At 72.6% G+C, this 16,758-nt stretch carries 13 protein-coding genes, 1 CRISPR repeat array and 1 riboswitch; of the genes, 3 read left to right on the top strand and 10 right to left on the bottom strand.

What is annotated here, in order from left to right:
• Window positions 1–155 precede the first annotated feature (155 nt).
• Window positions 156–791, top strand: a complete 636-nt coding sequence (locus tag EV190_RS24245) for an RDD family protein (protein ID WP_133740286.1) — start codon at window positions 156–158, stop codon at window positions 789–791.
• A 177-nt stretch (window positions 792–968) separates the two neighbouring features.
• Here the strand turns inward: EV190_RS24245 and EV190_RS05145 are convergent, their stop codons facing one another.
• The 7 genes from EV190_RS05145 to EV190_RS05110 form a co-directional block, all read right to left on the bottom strand.
• The gene (locus EV190_RS05145) at window positions 969–1,538 is read right to left on the bottom strand and encodes a hypothetical protein (protein WP_243742360.1); all 570 of its coding nucleotides are present in this window, start codon (window positions 1,536–1,538) and stop codon (window positions 969–971) included.
• A gap of 283 nt (window positions 1,539–1,821) precedes the next feature.
• On the bottom strand, window positions 1,822–2,640 hold the full coding sequence (locus EV190_RS05140) for a siderophore-interacting protein (protein ID WP_133740284.1): 819 nt from the start codon (window positions 2,638–2,640) through the stop codon (window positions 1,822–1,824).
• A 270-nt stretch (window positions 2,641–2,910) separates the two neighbouring features.
• Window positions 2,911–3,126: an MbtH family protein gene (locus tag EV190_RS05130; protein WP_133740283.1), complete on the bottom strand. Its 216-nt coding sequence runs from the start codon at window positions 3,124–3,126 to the stop codon at window positions 2,911–2,913.
• 549 nt (window positions 3,127–3,675) lie between these two features.
• Entirely contained in the window at window positions 3,676–4,710 is a 1,035-nt protein-coding gene (locus EV190_RS05125) for an NAD(P)-dependent alcohol dehydrogenase (RefSeq protein WP_133740282.1), read from the bottom strand.
• A gap of 52 nt (window positions 4,711–4,762) precedes the next feature.
• Complete coding sequence (locus EV190_RS05120) at window positions 4,763–5,683, bottom strand: carbohydrate ABC transporter permease (RefSeq protein WP_133740281.1); 921 nt, start codon at window positions 5,681–5,683, stop codon at window positions 4,763–4,765.
• Entirely contained in the window at window positions 5,680–6,600 is a 921-nt protein-coding gene (locus EV190_RS05115) for a carbohydrate ABC transporter permease (RefSeq protein ID WP_243742359.1), read from the bottom strand. Before EV190_RS05115 ends, EV190_RS05120 begins: the two co-directional genes overlap by 4 nt.
• Window positions 6,597–8,060 carry an extracellular solute-binding protein gene (locus EV190_RS05110; protein ID WP_133740280.1) on the bottom strand — a complete coding sequence of 488 codons (1,464 nt, stop codon included), beginning with the start codon at window positions 8,058–8,060 and terminating at the stop codon, window positions 6,597–6,599. Before EV190_RS05110 ends, EV190_RS05115 begins: the two co-directional genes overlap by 4 nt.
• Window positions 8,061–8,404: 344 nt before the next feature.
• Here EV190_RS05110 and EV190_RS05105 point away from each other — a divergent pair, with 344 nt between their 5' ends.
• A complete protein-coding gene (locus EV190_RS05105; protein WP_208113051.1) occupies window positions 8,405–9,349 on the top strand; it encodes an AraC family transcriptional regulator in 945 nt (314 codons plus the stop codon).
• Between the two features lie 648 nt (window positions 9,350–9,997).
• A CRISPR array of direct repeats spans window positions 9,998–12,223; the repeat unit is 29 nt; unit sequence CGGTTCATCCCCACGTGCGTGGGGTTTGG.
• Between the two features lie 229 nt (window positions 12,224–12,452).
• Here the strand turns inward: EV190_RS05105 and EV190_RS05100 are convergent.
• Window positions 12,453–13,013 carry a TetR/AcrR family transcriptional regulator gene (locus EV190_RS05100; RefSeq protein WP_133740278.1) on the bottom strand — a complete coding sequence of 187 codons (561 nt, stop codon included), beginning with the start codon at window positions 13,011–13,013 and terminating at the stop codon, window positions 12,453–12,455.
• A gap of 87 nt (window positions 13,014–13,100) precedes the next feature.
• Between EV190_RS05100 and EV190_RS05095 the strand changes: the two genes are divergently transcribed.
• A complete protein-coding gene (locus EV190_RS05095; RefSeq protein ID WP_166655379.1) occupies window positions 13,101–13,931 on the top strand; it encodes an SDR family NAD(P)-dependent oxidoreductase in 831 nt (276 codons plus the stop codon).
• A 113-nt stretch (window positions 13,932–14,044) separates the two neighbouring features.
• Here EV190_RS05095 and EV190_RS05090 read toward each other — a convergent pair whose 3' ends face one another.
• Window positions 14,045–15,340, bottom strand: a complete 1,296-nt coding sequence (locus EV190_RS05090) for an aminotransferase class V-fold PLP-dependent enzyme (protein ID WP_394345495.1) — start codon at window positions 15,338–15,340, stop codon at window positions 14,045–14,047.
• A 104-nt stretch (window positions 15,341–15,444) separates the two neighbouring features.
• A riboswitch (SAM riboswitch) is annotated at window positions 15,445–15,570 on the bottom strand.
• A 238-nt stretch (window positions 15,571–15,808) separates the two neighbouring features.
• The gene (locus EV190_RS05085) at window positions 15,809–16,657 is read right to left on the bottom strand and encodes a hypothetical protein (protein ID WP_133740276.1); all 849 of its coding nucleotides are present in this window, start codon (window positions 16,655–16,657) and stop codon (window positions 15,809–15,811) included.
• Window positions 16,658–16,758: the final 101 nt, after the last annotated feature.

The following is a 16,758-nucleotide window of genomic DNA, read 5'->3' as shown; positions in this document are numbered from 1 at the left end:
CCGCCCCGGGCTTCGGCCGAGCCCCGGGGAGCCTCCGACGCTCCGGAGCAGACATCGCGGGGCGTCGGCGCCGAGATCATCGGGCGGGTCCCCGCGATGGCCGCGAACCGGGCCCCGCTGCGCGGGCCGACGCCGTCCCCGCAGGGGCCGCCCCGATGGAAGGATGCTTCCGACCGACACATCCGTTAGCGAGGATTCACCCTCATGGCCTACCCCCCGCCTCCCGGACGACAGCCGCCGACCGGAGGCTTCCCGCCCCGCAGCCCTGGCCGGTTCCCCCTCAACCCACGGCGGCGCCCCCGTACGGGTTCCCGCCCGCTCCCCCGGCGCGGACCGGACCGCTCCCGGCGGACCTGGCTCTGCGGTTCCTCGCGACCACGATCGACGGCACGATCAGCATGGTGCTGTGGGTCGTGTGCTACTTCGGCGGAATACTGGGCTTCGTTTTCATCACCCTCCGGGGGTGGGTCCCCGACAACCAGGCCACCGTCATCACCGGGATCCTGGTCTCGATGAGTCTGGGATTCGTGGTGATGTTCCTCCACCACTGGCTGTTCACCGCGCGGTGGGGCCGTACGGCGGGCAAGTTCCTCACCGGGATCAGGGTGGTGGACGTGGCCACCGGCCGTCCGCCGACCGTGTGGAACGCGGCCAAGCGCACCCTGGTGCGCCTGGCCGTGCAGCTGGTGCCCTTCGGGCAGGTCGCCAACGCGCTGATCGCCCTCCAGGACCCTCGGTCCATCCGGACCTGGCACGACAAGGCCGCAGGCACCTGGGTCATCCGCGCCTGAGCGGGCGCTCCTCACGACTCCCCGCCTCCGGTACCGCCCACCGGCGCCGGGAGGCAGGCGCGGCAACGGGACGGGACCGGTCGGCGGCATCGACCGGTCCCGTCCCCTGTCTCCTCCTTCCCCGACCGGAGGCCCCCGGGTGGATCCGTCCCGAGCCCCTCCGGAGGTCCGCGCGGGTCAGCGCAGCGCCGGGACCCGGCGCACCAGGGGCAGGGCCGCCCAGTACCGCCCGAGCCCGAGGGTGTCGCCCGCGTTCAGCAGGGCCAGGCCGACGACGGTGAGCGCCATGACGACGTGGTCGTCGATGAGGGGGTTGGTCTCCGGGGGAAGGGCGGCCGTCCACATCAGCACGAGCAGGAGGGCGCCCGACCCCGCCGCCACCCGCATCCCGATGCCCAGCACCAGGGCCGCCCCGATCCCGAGCAGGCCCGCCATGAAGAGGGCGTCGGCCCACGCGGCGCCGGCCATGGACTGGTACGGGCCCGCGAACGGCCCCGAGACCCCGTGGGCCAGGAATCCCTCGGTGGGGCTGCCGCCGTTGACCCAGGCACCCTCCGAGGGGGTCGAGAAGCCGAGGCCGAGGAGCTTGTCCAGGAAGGCCCAGAGAAAGATCCAGCCGATCGACAGCCGGACCGCCGCGAGGACGATCCGCGCCGCCGACGAGTCGACGACCTCCCGGCCCGCCTGCTCCCGGCGGCCGCTCCGGGCCGGGACCGCCGCCTGGACCGTGTTCTGGTTCTCCGACATCTTCCTACTCCTTCGCAGGCGCGAGTGATGCGGTTCCAGACAACTCCTGCGGGCGGCCGGTCGTCAGTGACCCCGGTACCGCCCGAACGGGCCCGAGGCCCCGGAGCGGACGGGACAACGGCCCGTTAGCGGCCCGTTCGCGGCCGTACCGGCTGGTGGACGGGGTGGCGGGACCGGGCGCGCGGCGGGCCGGGCGCCGCCGCCGGGGCGGGGCGGGGGATGTGATTCCGGCCATCGCCGGCGGGCGGGACGGCACGCGGCCCCCGCCCGCCGGCGGACCGGCTCAGTCCTCGTCCTCCTCGTGGTGGTCGAGGTTGACGACGCCGCGCCTCCAGTAGCCGTCGACCACGCAGGTCCGCCCCCGGACGAAGCCCCGCTCCTTGAGGGCGCGGCGGACCGGCTTGAGGGTGAGCGCCTCTCCCCCCGCCCAGACGAACCCGTCGCCCGGCGGGAGCTCCAGGTCCCGCAGCGCGCGCTCCAGCAGGTCGGTGGTGCCGGGTTCGGCGTCGCCCCGGTGCAGCCAGGCGACCCGGGCCCGGGGCCCGGCCTCCAGCGGCTGCTCCTCGGCCTCGTCGGCGACCTCCAGGAACGCCAGCGCCGGGCGGTCCGCCGGAAGCTCCTCCAGGCAGCGCGCGGCCGCGGGCAGCGCGGTCTCGTCGGCCAGGAGCACGTAGTAGTCGAAGTCCGCGGGAAGGACCTCGGTCCCGCGCGGGCCGAGCACCCCCAGGCGGTCGCCGGGGCGCGCCGCCATGGCCCAGCGCCCGCCCACCCCGTGCTCGTGCGCGACGAAGTCGACCGTGAGGACGCCCTCCCCGTGGTCGAGGCGGCGGATCGTGTAGTCGCGGAAGACCGCGCGGGGGTCCTGGAAGTTGAGGCACCGGTCGTCCTCCACGACCGGCATGACGTGCTCCCCGCTCTCGGGGTCGGGGAACCAGAGCTTGACGTGGTCGTCGAAGCCGTCGCTGCGCAGCCCCGCGATGTCGTCGCCGGAGAGGCGGACGCGGACCATACGCGGCGTGATCCTCTCGACGGAGGCGACCTCCAGGACGCGGGGGTTCAGCGGGTAGCGCTCCGCGCGGATCTCGCGGACGGTGGCGGTCATGCGTTGTCCTCCTCGATGTTCGTCGGTTCGGCGGCGGCCCCGGCGACCACGCTGCTCGACCGGCGCGGCGAGGTCCTGACCGGCCTGAACGCCTAGCGCCGCGTCCGGGAGGGCCCACCGGGTCCACCGGGACCACCGGGTCCACCGGGTTCGCGGCGGTTCGGGGACCGGTCCCGCCCCCGCTCGGATGGTCTTGGGCTTTCCGCCCTTCACAGCCCCCGAAACGGGCAGAAGGCTCAAGACCGTCGGCCACCACCGTCGCGGGGCCGGTCAGGCGTCGCCCATGGCCACGCGCAGGCTCCGGGGCCGCAGGTCGGTCCAGTGCTCGTTGACGTAGGCCAGCGCCTCCTCGCGGGTGGCGGGGCCGTGGACGGTCCGCCATCCCTCGGGGACGTCGGCGAACTCCGGCCACAGGGAGTGCTGGTCCTCGTCGTTGACCAGGACGAGGAAGACGCCCTCGGCGTCGTCGAACGGGTTGGTGCTCACGGGTTCCTCCGTTGGGGTCGGGTCGGTCAGGGGTCGGGGTGTTCCGGAAGGCGGCGGGCGCCCTGCCCGGCACCGGTCCGATCACGCCCCGCGCGGCGGGACCGGTGGGTTCGTCGTGCGCGGGGGGCACGTCCTCGCCTGCGCCGGGGAGGGGCCCCACCGGACGGCGGCGGGCGCCACCAGGCGCCCGGGGGCCTTCCGGTCGAAGGGGACGGCGCCCATCACGACGGGCGCCCCGACCTGGTCCGCGCCGGTGACAACGGCGATCGCCCCCTCGGACCCGTCCCGAGCCACACTGCCCCCAACCACCCAAGGAAACTAAGGTAACGCTTACCTAAGTCAACGCCCGCCAGTCTCGGGTCTCCTCTCGCTCCGTGTCAAGCTCACGGTTTTCGCCGAAAGAGACATATAGCCACAAAACCCCAGGAGTCGAATACCTCGATGATCACACCGGACACGCCTGGACACCCCGCCCGATCCGTGCCGGGCGCCCCCGGCCCCCGAGCACGCGCTCGACGGCGAGCCCCGGCCGGGTGGGCGGGGGCGTGGTCAGCCCGGCACCACCATCGACTTCAGGGTGGCCGGGGACGACGTGGACTCGAGCGCCTCGCGGACGTGGTCGAGGTCGTAGTGCCCGGTGACGATGGCGTCGAGGTCCACCCTCCCGCTCCGCACGAGCCCGATCGCGGTCGGCCAGGTGTTGGCGTAGCGGAACACCCCGGTCACCACGAGTTCGCGGTTCTGGATGACGGGCAGGGGGAGCGCGACCTCGTCGGGCCCCATGCCGATGAGGACGGCGACCCCTCCGGGGCGCAGCGCCCGCAGGCCGGAGCGGATCGCGGGAACCGCGCCGGACGCCTCGAGGAACACGTCGACCCCCAGCGCGGTGACGTCGGCCTCGCGCGGGTCGAGCGCTTGGGAGGCGCCCAGCCGAAGGGCCGTCTCGAGCCGGGACGGTTCGATGTCGGTGACGATCACCTCGGAGGCTCCGTACGCCCGCGCCACCTGGACGAGGATCAGGCCGATCGGCCCGGCCCCAGTGACGAGCACGCGGTGGCCGACCGTGAGGCCCGCCTTGCGGGCGGAGGCGACCCCGACCGAGAGCGGCTCCATCAGCGCCGCCGCGTCGTCGCTGACCGAGTCGGGGACCTCGTGGGCGAAGTGCGCCTGGATCGTCACGAACTCCGCGAACGCCCCGTCGATCGGAGGGGTCGCGTAGAACTCCATGTCGGGGTCGAGGTTGTAGCGCCCCCTGAGGGTCTCCGCCGACGTGAGGTTCGCGCGCTGCGGCTCGATCGAGACACGGGTCCCGACGCGCGCGGGGTCGACCGCGCCGCCGACCGCGACGATCGTCCCCGCGGCCTCGTGCCCCAGGACGAGCGGCGCCTCGACGACGAAGTCCCCGATTCGTCCGTCCCTGAAGTAGTGGACGTCGGAGCCGCAGACCCCGACGGAGGCGACACGCACGAGCACCTCGTCGGCCGCGGGAGGGGTGAGCGCGCGCTCCTCGACGGCGAGCTCGCCCGCCGCGAGCAGGACGCTGGCGCGCGTCGTGGTGGGCAGGGGGACCGGCTGGCTGGTCATGGGCTTCCTTATCGGGTCGGTTCGGTGGTCGGGATCGAGGGTCGGGTCACGGCTACTCCCCCGTCACGGCGCCGAGTGTGAGGCCCGTGACGAGCCATTTCCGCACGGCGAGCCCGACGAGGACCATCGGCAGGACGACGATCGTCCCGATGGCGGTCAGCTGCCCCCAGTCCACGCCCGTCTGGGTGACCAGCTGCGTGGCGGCGATGGGGAGGGTCTGCGAGTCCGGTCCGGAGACGACGGTCGCGAACGCGTAGTCGTTCCAGGAGAAGACCAGGCACAGGACCCCGGTGGTGACGAGGCCGGAGCGGCTCAGCGGCAGCGCGACGTACCAGAACGTCTGCCACCTCGTGCACCCGGAGACGTGGGCGGCCTCCTCCAGCGACGACGGGATCCTCTCGAAGAACGCGCTCATGATCCAGATCGCGAACGGCAGGTTGAAGCTGAGGTAGGCCAGGACCAGGCCGGGGATCGTGTCGATCAGCCCGGCCAGCCGGAACATCAGGAACAGCGGGAGCACGACGGCGGCGATGGGCGCCATGCGGGTCGAGATGAACCAGAACGACAGCGCGTCCTTGCGCCTGCCGCGGGTGCGGGCGAGCCCGTACCCGGCCAGGGTCCCGAGCACGGTCGCGAGGACCGCGGACGCCACGGACGCGGCGACCGAGTGCCACAGGTACGGCAGGAGGTTGTTGGCGCCGGTGAACAGCCCGACGTAGTTGTCGAGCGTCGGCTCGAAGAGGAGCTTGGGGGTCGAGGACGTCACGTCGACCGCGGACTTGAACGACCCGAGGAGCATCCAGGCCAGGGGCACGACCGTCCACAGCAGGAACACCGCGAGCAGGAGGGCGAGGAGCGCGCGGCCGACGACCCGCTTCGCCCGGCCGTTCTGGGCCCCGGCGGGGCCGCGGGGGCGGGACGGCGCCGCGGAGGCCCTGCCGCGGAGGGGAGGACGAGTGGTGGTGGCGCTCATGGCCTGGCACCCTTTCCGGACAGGATCCGCACGAAGAGGCGCGCGATCGCGATCGTGAGGACGAGCATCATGAGCCCGATGACGGCGGCGTAGCCCAGGTCGAAGAAGCGGAAGGCCGCCTCGTAGAGCCGGAGCGGGATGATCTTCGTGGCGTCGGCGGGGCCGCCGTTGGTGGTGACCGTGATGACGTCGAAGTACCGCACCGCGTCCATGGACCGGATCAGCAGGGCCACGAGGAGGATCCCCTGGATCGAGGGGAGGACCACGTGCCAGAACGTCGTCCACTGGTCGGCCCCGTCGAGCGCCGCCGCCTCCAGCACCGAGGGGTTGACCCCGCTGAGCCCCGCGAGCGTGATCAGCGCGACGAGGGGCGTCCACTCCCACACGTCCATCAGCGCGACCGCGACGAACGCGGTCACGGGGTCGCCGAGGATGTCGCCGTCCAGGCCTGCGCCCTGCAGCATCCAGGCGTAGAGCCCGAACGTCGGGTCGACGAGGTAGCGGCCGAGCAGCCCCACGATCGCGGGCGCCGCGAACATCGGCAGCAGGACCAGGGCGAGCACGACGCCCCGCGCCCGGACCAGGCGCGACAGCGCGACGGCCACGGCGACGCCGAGCACCATCTCGACGCCCAGCGTCGTGGTGAACCACAGGATCGTCAGGCCCCAGGAGCGCCAGAGCTCCGGGTCCGAGAAGGCCCTCTCCCAGTTGTCGAGGCCCGCCCATTCGAGGCGGACGCCGCCGAGCAGGCGCACCCGGCTGAAGCTCATGGCGATGAGGGCCGCGAGCGGGAAGAACGACAGGGCGCCCAGGATGACGACGCCGGGCGCCATCAGGCGGCCGTTGAAGGTGAGCCCGAACCGCCGTCCCGCCGTCGCGGCGGAGCGTGTCGGCGCGTGCCGCGCTGCGGAGGTCACGCGACCCACCCCCGGGAGACGATCTGGTCGATGCGGTTCGCGGAGCGTTCCATGGCGGCGCGGGGCGACTGCCGGCCCGCCAGCATCCGGGAGAGCTCCGTGAAGACGGCGGTGTCGCACTCGTTCCACATGGGGATCTTGGGTCTGAGGCCGATGCGGTCGGGTTCCCAGGCGGCGGTCACCGCGTCGGCGGTCAGCATGTTCGGCAGGTCCGAGGGGCGGCTCGTGGCGGCCTCGACCTCGGGCATCTCGTACACCGACCGCCGGGTGGGGGTGCCGCCGCCGACGCTGCTCTCCAGGTTCGACAGCTGCGTCGCCTGCGACGTCGCCCAGTGGACGAAGAGCCACGCGGCGCCGAGGCGCGCCCCCTCGCTCGTCGCGCTGATCCCGATCCCGGTCCCGCCGTAGATGTTCGCGGAGCGGACCGGGCCCCGGGGCATGGGGGCGTAGCCGATGAGGCCGGGAAGCGCCTCCTCGTTGGCGGCGGCGTACTCGTGCCAGTTGGGCGCCATGGCCACCTCGCCCGCGCGCAGCGCCGCCCCGACCCCGTCCCAGTCCCAGCCGCGCGAGCCGGGGTGGGCGATCCCCACGAGGTCGTTGTAGAACTCGGCGGCCTCGACGGCCTCCTCACTGGCGAGCAGGCACGGGCCGGGGTCGTCCGACCCGGTGAGCCCGACGCCGGCGCCGTCGGCGAAGTAGTCGCCGCCGTAGCTCCACAGGACGTTCGAGAAGTCGCACATGAGGGAGTCGTGCTGCTTGGCCTGGTGTCCCGTGCCGTAGGGGACCTCGGAGACGTGCTCGTTGATCCAGGCGGCGGTCCGGTGGTACTGCTCCCACGTGCTGTCCGGCCCCGGGGCGGGGTCGAACCCGAGGTCGCGCGCCATCCTGTCGCGGTACTTCTCGAAGACGTCGATCCGGTACTGCCAGATCATGGTCGGCGCGTCGTAGGGGAGCGCGTACAGCGCGCCGTCCGTCCCGAACGTCCCGGCGGCCCGCAGCTGCGTCGGGATGAAGTCCTCCACCGGCTGGTCGAGGGGCGGGTACTGCGGGTCGTCCACGAGGGTCCGCAGGTCCACCAACCCTTTCCGGTACGGCGCGAGCACCTGGTAGGGGTCGGCGTAGACGACGTCGTACTGCGCCTGGCCGCCCGCCATGTCCAGGGCGACGCGCTGCACGAGCGACTGGAGCTCGAGGGTCACGATGTCGACCGTGACCCCGGTCAGCTCGGCGAACGGGCCCAGGTTGGCGGCGATCGCCGCGGTCGGCGCCGTGTTCTCGGAGATGAAGTTGATCGTGGTGCCGGCGAAGCGGCGCCACAGGTCCTCGCCGGGGGTGGGCGCCGGTGGCGGCGCCGCCGCGGGGGAGGAGCATCCGGCGAGCATCGCGGCGCCGAGGCCGAGTCCGCCCAGGCCGAGGAAGCGGCGGCGGGTGAAGGGGGGTGGCGCGGGTGCTGGAGGCATGTGGGGATCTCCTGGTCGTCGTGGCCGGGGCCGGGGGCGGTGCGGCCGCCGCCGGTCCCGGGCACCGGTCGGGTGGCGAGGGGCTGCGCGTCGCCGGCCGGGGCCGTGGTACGGCGGAGCCCGGTGGGGCGGGAGTGCGGGGACTGCGCTTCGGGGTGACCGGCGAGCGTGTCGTTCGTCACAATGCTAGGAAGCCGCCGTCCGGTGCTCTAGCGCGCCAGGTGATGACTTGTGGTACTTGTTTTCCCTGTGTTCGCCTGCCGGAGGCTTTTTCGGGGGCGTGCCGGAACGAGAGAACCCGCGACACGACAAGGGGTGAAACCGCCGTGATGGACCCCGCCGGCGTGGCCGAGTTGCTCATGGGCCGGACGGCCACGCGCGAGGTCGTCCCGCACGACCCCCGCCACTCCGTGCGCTGGCACGTCCACGACTACCCGAGCCCCTACGCGCGGTGGAACTACCACCCCGAGCTGGAGGTCCACCTGATCCGTTCGGGAAGCGGCCGCTACATCGTCGGCGACGCCGTCGGCCCCTTCGGCGCGGGACAGCTCGTGCTCGTCGGGCCGAACGTGCCGCACGGCTGGATCAGCGACCTCGAACCGGGCGAGGTGATCACGGGGCGGGACATGGTGCTGCAGTTCGACGCGGACTGGGTCCGCGCGTGCCAGCAGGTCCTTCCGGAACTCGACTCCCTGGACCCGCTGCTGGCGGAGTCCGGTCGCGGCATCGAGTTCTCGGGGCGCAGCGCCGCGGAGGCGGCGCGCGAACTCGAACTGGTGGGCGCGTCCGAGGGCATCGAGCGGGTGCTGCACGTCCTCGGGCTCCTCAACATCCTCTCGACCGCGCCCGCGTCCGAGCGCAGGGCGCTCGCGCGGGAGTGGTTCGCGCCGAACCAGGATCCGCGTCTGGGGGTCGTGATGGAGCGCGCGATGGCGTACGTCGTCGGGAACCTGACGGGCGAGGTGCGCATGTCCGAGCTCGCTGCGTCCGTGGACATGTCGGAGTCGTCCTTCTCGAAGTACTTCAAGCGCGCGAGCGGGATGACGTTCACGGACATGGTGCGCAGGCTCCGCCTGTCCCACGCCTGCCGCCTCCTGGAGCGCGGCGGCGACACCGTGGCGGCGATCAGCCACGCCGTCGGCTACTCGAACCTGTCGAACTTCAACCGCCAGTTCCGAAGGGAGTACGGAATGACCCCGACCCGGTTCCGCGCGGAGACGACCCGCGCCGCCTCCCCCCGCCCCAACGGACACGCACCGGCACGGAACGGCACTGAAGGGCGCCCCTGAACGCGACCGGCCCCCGGGCGCGGTTCCCGCCGCGAGACCCGGGGGCCGGGCCGCCACCGGTGGCCCGTAGGAGGCCGAGGACCTCCCGGAGCAGGGCCGCTCCGGTGGCTCAGCCGGGTTCCCCGAAGAACCGGTCCGTGCCGGGCTCCGACCCGCGTACGCGGGTCGGTCAGGCAGGCCGCTGGCATGAACCAGGTCTGTTCATCCCAACGTGCGTGGGGCTTGGCCGGCCGACGACTATGGGGGTTTCCGGCGCGGGGGTGTTTGGCGTACCGGTGCTTCGGGTGGGTCTTTCGGCCTCGCGCCACGCGGATCGCAGAGTGACGGCGGGCGGCCACGGCGGAGGCCGGTCGAGGCCGCGCCCATGATGACCGTTGCGTGAGGGTTTCGTTGACGGTCTTGGGCTTTCCGCCCGTTTCGGGGCCTGGAAGGGCGGAAAGCCCATGATCATTCCGAGCGAGAGCGGGACCGGCCCTCGAACCCCCGTGTCACGGACGTCCGGCGGTTACGCGCGGGCCTCCGCCCCCGCCCGCCGACGCCGCCCCGTCACCCCGCCGCACACAAGGACACCCCGACGATCCGCTCAGCGGACTCCCGACACCGAACCACCCCCACGCCGGAGCTTCCCTACTGACGCACAGGCCTGAGCGGTTCATCCCCACGTGCGTGGGGCTTGGTGGCCTCATCCGGATGGCGGTCCGGGTGGGGCCGGTTCATCCCCACGTGCGTGGGGTTTGCGACGCCCCAGCCCAGGGTCAGCTCGGGGAGCCCGGTTCATCCCCACGTGCGTGGGGTTTGCGACGCCCCAGCCCAGGGTCAGCTCGGGGAGCCCGGTTCATCCCCACGTGCGTGGGGTTTGCGAAGGGCCCGTCGACGCCGCAGAGCTGTACGACGGTTCATCCCCACGTGCGTGGGGGTTTGCTTCGGCGCCGGCAGCGACGCCCCCGAAACCGGCGGTTCATCCCCACGTGCGTGGGGTTTGCTGATCGTCTCGAGCCCCGACCTCTTGGGTGTCCGGTTCATCCCCACGTGCGTGGGGTTTGGGACGCCCGCGCCAACTTCGGCAGCCGAATCTGCGGTTCATCCCCACGTGCGTGGGGTTTGGGCGCGCGCTTCAGCGACACCCTCATCCCGGGCCGGTTCATCCCCACGTGCGTGGGGTTTGGTCGTCATCCAAGCCCTTGGACCGCTGGTACGCCGGTTCATCCCCACGTGCGTGGGGTTTGGGCCGTGCGCGGCGGCGATCGTCGCGGCGATGCCGGTTCATCCCCACGTGCGTGGGGTTTGGTCGCGCACGTACTCGGTGATGCGGTGCACGATCGGTTCATCCCCACGTGCGTGGGGTTTGGTAGAAAACGATCGGGCTGCCGCTCGCGCTGTCCGGTTCATCCCCACGTGCGTGGGGTTTGGATACGCGCGCCCCGCCATCGACAGGACGACGGCGGTTCATCCCCACGTGCGTGGGGTTTGGGACGTCACCCACGCCACCACGGAGATGCGGGGCGGTTCATCCCCACGTGCGTGGGGTTTGGAACTGGGGGTCTTTTCGAGACGGATTCGGAGACGGTTCATCCCCACGTGCGTGGGGTTTGGGACGACGGCGGCGACGAGCTGGCTGTCGGCGCCGGTTCATCCCCACGTGCGTGGGGTTTGGTCGGGTCAAGCAGCATCCGGCTTCTCCTCGTCCGGTTCATCCCCACGTGCGTGGGGTTTGGCGGGCGCGGCTCACAGGCACCCTGACCGGTCTCGGTTCATCCCCACGTGCGTGGGGTTTGGATTTCCACCCATTCACCCGAATGAGGGACCGCCGGTTCATCCCCACGTGCGTGGGGTTTGGCGGCGGGTATTCGGGCACCCACGCGTCGGGGTCGGTTCATCCCCACGTGCGTGGGGTTTGGGAGGGCCAGGACCAGTACTGGGTGGCCGTGTCCGGTTCATCCCCACGTGCGTGGGGTTTGGACCGCGGCCAGCACCTGGGCGCGGCTGACCGCCGGTTCATCCCCACGTGCGTGGGGTTTGGGGAGGGGGCCTCGTTTGTAGCGGATGACGATCAGGTTCATCCCCACGTGCGTGGGGTTTGGGGGCAGCGGCAGCCGCGCTTGTACGTCGCCGTCGGTTCATCCCCACGTGCGTGGGGTTTGGTCAGCGCGGCGGGGCGCCCGCCGCGCCACGCTCGGTTCATCCCCACGTGCGTGGGGTTTGGGAATGTTCCCGGCGCGACGTGCGGCACGTGCGCGGTTCATCCCCACGTGCGTGGGGTTTGGCGAGTAATGGACGTGGTGTTGCCCAGGATCGCCGGTTCATCCCCACGTGCGTGGGGTTTGGGTTCTCGGTCATCCGTACCCCCTTCCCGGTGGCGGTTCATCCCCACGTGCGTGGGGTTTGGGGACGTCGTCGCCGGGGGGTAGGGGGGAGGACTGGTTCATCCCCACGTGCGTGGGGTTTGGTGGGCCTCGGGGCCGGTCTTGCCCTGGCGGGCCGGTTCATCCCCACGTGCGTGGGGTTTGGTCCCAGACGGGGGGTCCTCCACCGGGGTGAGACGGTTCATCCCCACGTGCGTGGGGTTTGGCGGTCAGGCGCGGGTGACGGTGGCGTAGAACGCGGTTCATCCCCACGTGCGTGGGGTTTGGGAGCGCTGCTTCAGCGTGCCGACCACGATGACCGGTTCATCCCCACGTGCGTGGGGTTTGGTAGCCCCCAATCAAGACCATTTTAGGGCTGTGCGGTTCATCCCCACGTGCGTGGGGTTTGGATAATCCCCGCTTATCGGAGGCGTGAGCCTGGCGGTTCATCCCCACGTGCGTGGGGTTTGGTGAGCGGCGAGGATGATCGGCACCCGAAACTCCGGTTCATCCCCACGTGCGTGGGGTTTGGAGTTAATGACCTGCGACTTTATGGGGCGTTATCTTCGCGTTATCCTGCCTGGGGATGTCGTCCAGGCGAGACTCGCCGATGCGGGCCAGTCTGCCAGACGTAGCAGGGCGCACGCGCCTGCTCCTGCGGCCAGAAGACCGGACAGGGCGAATCCGCGCAGGACGTCGAGTGCGGCGGGGCGGGACTTCGGCGGAAGGCCGACCGGGCTGGGGGCGCTGGGGATGTCGCGTTACGGCGACGCCAGGCCCCGGAGCGCGAGGTCCACGTGCCGGGCGGTTGCGTGGCCCCCGGAGCCGGACAGCAGCTGCGCGATACGCACGAGTCCGATCAGCTGGTACGCGATGTCGCTCGCCGTCACATCGGCGGCGAGGGTGTGATCGGCGCGCGAGCGGTCGACGGCGTCCTGCCCGATCCGGGTGAGGTGGGCGACGCATCGCGCGAAGTCCTCGTCGGACAGCGGCCCGTCGGCGAACAGGTCCATCATCGCCTTGTTGCCGGTGAGCTGGGCCATCGTCGCGGTGAAGAACTCCCGGAGGGCCGCGATCGCGGGCACCCCCTCCGGGAGGCCGGTCTCCGCGAGGCCGGCGAGGTCGGCGCTCGTCACGGCGCGGACGAGGTGGTCACGAGTCGGGAAGTGCCGGTAAAGGGTGCCGATGCCGACCCCGGCAGCCGCCGCGATCGCGCGCATGTCCACGCCCAGCCCGTCCTCGCGCAGGGCCTCGCTCGCGGCGGACACGATCCGGGTGCGATTGGCCACGGCGTCGCGCCGCTGCCGCCGTTCCTCGATCACCGACCGAGCATACCAAAGCGGAACTCTAGTTCCGCTTGAATGCTACGCTCATCCGGAACGCTTGTTCCGGATAAAGGAGGGGCCGGCATGAGGACGATCGTGGTCACCGGAGGCACTGACGGCATGGGCGCCGCGCTGGCACGCCACTTCCTGAAGGCAGGCGACCGCGTCGTCGTGATCGGGCGGAGCCGGGCCAAGTTCGACGCACTGCTCGCCGCTGCGGCCGACGGCGATCCGTCAGCGACCGCGCGGGCCGAGTTCGCCGCCGCGGACCTGTCCTCGGCCGCCGACAGCCGCCGCCTGGTGAAGCACCTGAGGACGCACTACGAGCACGTCGACGCCCTGGTGCTCGCGGCCTCGTTCATCCGGCAGCGGCGCCATGTCACCTCCGAGGGCCATGAGGCGTCCTGGGTGCTGTTCTTCGTCTCCAAGTACCTGCTCGTCACCGGGCTCGCCGGGCTCCTCCGCGCGGCCGGGCGGCCGGTCGTCGTGAATACCGCCGTGCCGGGCGCGCGAGCGGACGCCATCGACTTCGGGGACCTCGAACTGACCCGCGGCTACACCTTCGCCAAATCCAACGCGCAGCAGCGGCGGGCCAACGAACTGCTCGGTGTCCTCGCCACGCGGGGCGTCCCCGGCCTCGCATACGTGACCTGGGGGCCGGCCCGTCTGGTCCGGTCCGGTTTCGCGGGCGACCTCGGAAAGGGCATGAAGACCGCCGCCGCGGTCCTGGGACCGCTGGTCGGACAGCGCCCCGACGACGCGGTCCGCCCGATCATCGGGTTCGTCGACGCCCCCTCCCCAGGCCGGTCCGCCTATCGAGGCGCCAGAAAGCTCCCCCTCACCGTCGGCACCGATGACGAGCGGGACGCCGCCCGGTTGGCCGAGGCTGTCGAGAACGACTTCCCGGACGGCTGAAGGCATGCGGGGCCGGGGCGCCGACGGTGTTCCGGTCGGGCGTTCCGGCCGTCGTCGCCGGTCCGGTCCGTCCGGTTCGAGGTTCTCGGCCGGGCGGGGGCTCGGCGAGGCCGTCAGGGGCGGGGGCGGGGGTCGGGGACCGGGGAGATCCGTCCGTCGACGAGCTCGTAGCCCCACTTCGGACCGCGCCCGGCGAGTTCGGCGACCGCGTCCACCAGGCGGTCCACGTGCTCGACGGTGGTGCCCAGCCCCAGGCTGGCGCGCACCGCCTGGGTGTGGCCGGAGGGCAGCAGGCGCCGGGTGAGCAGGTGCGCGCAGAACAGCCCGTCGCGCACCCCGATCCCGTACTCGGCCGAGAGCGCGGCGGCCAGCAGGTCCGCGGGCAGGCCGTCCACGACGAAGGACACGATCCCCACGCGGGGGTGGTCCGCGTCCCACAGGCTCAGGTCGCGCACGCCCGGGATCCCGGCCAGGCCCGCGCGCAGCCGGCCCAGCAGCCGCTGCTCCCGCTCGTGCAGCGCGTCCTGCCCTGCCTCGGTGAGCGCGGCGCAGGCCGCGGCGAGCGCGACCGCGCCCAGCACGTTGGGGCTGCCCGCCTCGTGCCGGGCGGGAAGGTCGTTCCAGCGCACGTCGTCCTCTGTCACGTTGGCGGTGGCGCCGCCTCCGGCGAGGTAGGGCGCCGCCGCGCGCAGCCAGTCGACGCGCCCGGCGAGCACCCCGGCCCCGAAGGGCGCGTAGAGCTTGTGCCCGGAGAAGGCCACGTAGTCCGCGCCGGTGGCCGCGAGGTCGAAGGGCAGGTGCGGGACGAACTGGGCGGCGTCCACCGCGATGCGCGCCCCCGCGGCGTGCGCCACGGCCGCGAGCTCCTCCACCGGCCACAGTTCACCGGTGACGTTGGAGGCCGCGGTGACCACCAGCAGGCGCGGTCCCTCCGACCGCGCGCCCAGCGCCTCGCGCGCCGCGGCCACCGCCGCCGCCGGGCTCTCGGGCAGCGGCAGGCGCACCACCCGCCCGGCCCCGCTGCCGTGGTGCCGCCACGGCAGCAGGGCCGCGTGGTGCTCCCCGGCGAAGACCACGACCTCGCATCCGGCCGGCACGGAGCGGGCGAGCAGGTTCAGCGCGTCGGTGGTGCCGCGCACGAACACGACCGCGTCCTCGGCCCCGGCTCCGACGAACCCGGCGACGGTCGCGCGCGCCCTCTCGTAGGCGTCGGTGCTGACCTGGGAGTGGAAGCCCGCGCCCCGGTGCACGCTGGCGTAGTAGGGAAGGGCGCCGTCCAGGACGTCGCGGACCGCTTCGAGGCACGGGGCGCTGGCCGCGTAGTCGAAGTTCGCGTACGTCACGCGCTCCCCGTTCACGAGCGGGACCAGGACGTCGGCGCCCACGACTCCGGGCACGGGAGTGCGGATCGCGGGGGTCTGGGGCTGGGCGACAGTGGTCACAGGGCACCTCTCACGGATCTCGGGGGACCCGACCCCTGGGGCGCGCACGGGGGTGCGGCCGCACAGACGGGGGTCCGCGCTTGTCTGACACGCCGCGTTCTCGGCGGTGTCTCGACCTGGTCCTCACCCGGGGCACCCCACCGCGAAAGGAGGGTTGCCGGCCAGCGAGCCGGGGCTTGGCGCTGGCGCTCATGACCTGCGGAGGACTATATCCCACTGGGGTGACTCCTTCGAAGGGCCCCGGGGTCCGCCCGCCTCCTCCCCCGGGCCGACGCACTCGGCCACCCGGCCGTCCCACCGGAGGGGCCAGGAGAAGACGCCCACGGCGGCCGACGTGCGGCGCGGCCGGCGGCGCGCCGCCCCCGCCAAGGCGGCGCCGCGCGTCCGGGCCCGGGACCACCCGGGCCGCAGCCGCTCGCCCCCGGGCGGCGGAGGCTACGCCGTCGAGAAGTTCAGCTCCCGCAGGACGGCCTTCCACTCCTTGAACGGCGCGTCGGGACCCCCCGACGGCCAGGCGAAGGCGGCCAGGTCCGGATCGTCCTTGAGGCCGACGGCCGAGTACGCGGGGCGCGGCGGCAGTCCCTTCTGCCGCCTGTAGGTGTTCTCGCAGTACTTGAGGCCCTTGCCCTGCAGCAGACCGCAGACCAGGATCTCCTCCGCGTAGTTCTGGAAGTCCGCCACCCTGTGGCCGGGGGCCGCCTCGAACTCCGCCGCCCTGCCCGACATCAGGCCGGCCGCGCCCGCCTGGTCGTAGTAGGCGTGGCACATCTCGTGGAAGACGACCAGGCCGAAGTCCGCCTTTCCCGCGAAGTCCGGGTTCACCACCCCGTCGTGGTGCATCTCGCGGCCCTCGCCGAGCATCACCGGGCTGCCCTCCGCCGGGCGGCCGGGGAGCCGGACGCACGGGATCCAGGGGGCTTCGAACACCCTTGTCCCGTCGTCCCGGCGGCCGCCCACGGCCTTCGTCTCGATGGCCGGCGGCTTGGCCGCGCCGATCCTGGGCCTGAGGGCCACCGACTGCTGGAAGAGCAGGGTGACGCCGTGGTAGGCGCCGCCCTCGCCGCCCCCGCTCCCCGGGTCGGTGATGCACCTGAACCCCGCGCCGTCCCCGTCGGGGGCGAACGCGTCGACCAGGTCCCCGCCCACGGGGACGCCCCTCACCTGCTCGAGAGCTCCGGCCACGAAACCGGGGAACGTCTCGTCCTGGCCGTTGGCGACCTCCACGCCGATCCCCGGCCGGACGACGTGCACCGCGCCCCAGGAGCGCTCGCGTACCTCCACCATTCCGGAACCCCTTTTCCGTTCTGCTCCGGCCTGTTCGGCCCCTCCGGCTCCCACCGGGAATTCACGGGGACAAAGGCCCATCGCGGACGCCTCCGGAAAGT

Source organism: Actinorugispora endophytica (assembly GCF_004363075.1).
In the GTDB taxonomy this organism is placed as follows: Bacteria; Actinomycetota; Actinomycetes; order Streptosporangiales; family Streptosporangiaceae; genus Actinorugispora; species Actinorugispora endophytica.
This window is presented reverse-complemented; position numbering and strand designations above follow the sequence as displayed.